Annotated in this window: 2 protein-coding genes; one reads left to right on the top strand and one right to left on the bottom strand. The window is 69.8% G+C overall.

What is annotated here, in order from left to right; translation table 11 throughout:
* Nucleotides 1–652 precede the first annotated feature (652 nt).
* Nucleotides 653–802 carry a hypothetical protein gene (locus tag H5J30_RS37155; protein ID WP_258563645.1) on the top strand — a complete coding sequence of 50 codons (150 nt, stop codon included), beginning with the start codon at nucleotides 653–655 and terminating at the stop codon, nucleotides 800–802.
* Nucleotides 803–962: 160 nt separating this feature from the next.
* On the opposite strand, the gene H5J30_RS32465 is transcribed toward H5J30_RS37155, so the two are convergent.
* Nucleotides 963–1202, bottom strand: a complete 240-nt coding sequence (locus tag H5J30_RS32465) for a hypothetical protein (RefSeq protein ID WP_181791233.1) — start codon at nucleotides 1200–1202, stop codon at nucleotides 963–965.
* Nucleotides 1203–1539: the final 337 nt, after the last annotated feature.

Raw genomic sequence — 1539 nt, 5'->3', positions numbered from 1 at the left:
CCACACACCACCACCCAGCATCCAACCCCCCACTTGGCCACCACCACCCCAACGACTTGGCGCCCGCTTGGCGACCCACCACCACACCCCACAACCACACCAACAACCAGACACCTCCACCCACCCCACCAGACGACCCACAACAGCGAAGACAGGGCGCGACACACAGCCCCCGCGATCCACCGGCAAACAGCCGGCCTAGTACTCCACGCAGTCCGGCCCTGCCCACCGTCGAACCCCACCACCGACACCACACAACCGCAGCAGCCCTTCGCCGCCCCTCGGGAGAGACCCCACCCCATCCGCCCCACACCCCCCACCAGAAACAACACCGAAGAAGGCGCACGGACGAAACCCGGTTCCCGCCCAGGGTTCCGCCGGACCGCCGGCCCCGGTCGGTCACGTGGGTGGCTGTGCTGATCCGGGTCCGGGTCGCGGCCAACGCCTTCGGCGGCCGGCTGCTGCCGCATCGCCAAGCAGGACAAGGACCACGGCCGAAACGACTCCGACCCGGTGTACGCCCTCGGCTACACATCCTTCCTGACAGCCGCGCTACCCGCCCTGTACGCCGTACTCCTGACCCGACACCACCCCACCTGACCCCGATACACCGTCATCACCGTCGAGTCGCTCCTGAACGCCCGCCTGATTCATGACACTCCTCAACACCGAGGGCGGCAGCCTCAACACCGGGGGCCGCAGCGGCGCCGACATCCCCCCGGACATCCCCGCGATCACCACCATCCAACTCACCAAACAGGACCCGGCAGCCCGGCACGCAACCCCGCCCCAACCACGCTGAACCACACCCGGCCCACCCTCCCCGGCCACGCTGAACCACACCCGGCCCACCCTCCCCGGCCACGGCACCCCGGAACGGCAGCTACCAACCACCACGTGAACCGGAAACCCCCGCCTCCACCGCCGCCTGACCGAGACCCTCACAGGCAGACGCCAACACGTCAGGCGAGGCCGGTAGGCCCAGCCACCGGGCCTCCCAGGGACTCCCCCAGCCAACCGGCCGCGGCAAGCGCCAGCGCCGCAGCCTCCCCGACCTCCCCGACCTCCCCGTCCGCCAGGAACACCTCGATCCGGTAACCCAGATCGGAGAGGGTCTCCGCATCCGCCTGCGGCACAAGGAACTCCCCCACCCCCGGCGGAAACGGATCCCGAACCCGGAAACGGCACAGCGCCCCGACCACATCCGGCGCACCCCCGCACTCATCCAGCAGCCCCAGAAGCGCATAGACCCGGACCGAAAGCCGCGGACGACCCGGCCTTCCGGCCCGGCCGCACGAGCAGCCCCCGACACCCGACAGACACCCAAGGACCGCAACACCGCAGCCACCAACCGACCAGCTGCCACCCACACGGAAACAGCCCCCGGTGCCCGACAGGCACCGAGGGCCGCAGACCAAGCTGTCAACCGACCGGCTGCCAACCACCCTTCCCGTCGCCGATGCCATCCACCGACAACGCAACAAGCGACACCGAACCATCATCGAGCTTCCGCAGAGCCAGACCGTCCGGCAACCCGCC

Origin of the sequence: Streptomyces phytophilus (assembly GCF_013870535.1) — a bacterium.
Taxonomy (GTDB): Bacteria; Actinomycetota; Actinomycetes; order Streptomycetales; family Streptomycetaceae; genus Streptomyces; species Streptomyces phytophilus.
This window is presented reverse-complemented; position numbering and strand designations above follow the sequence as displayed.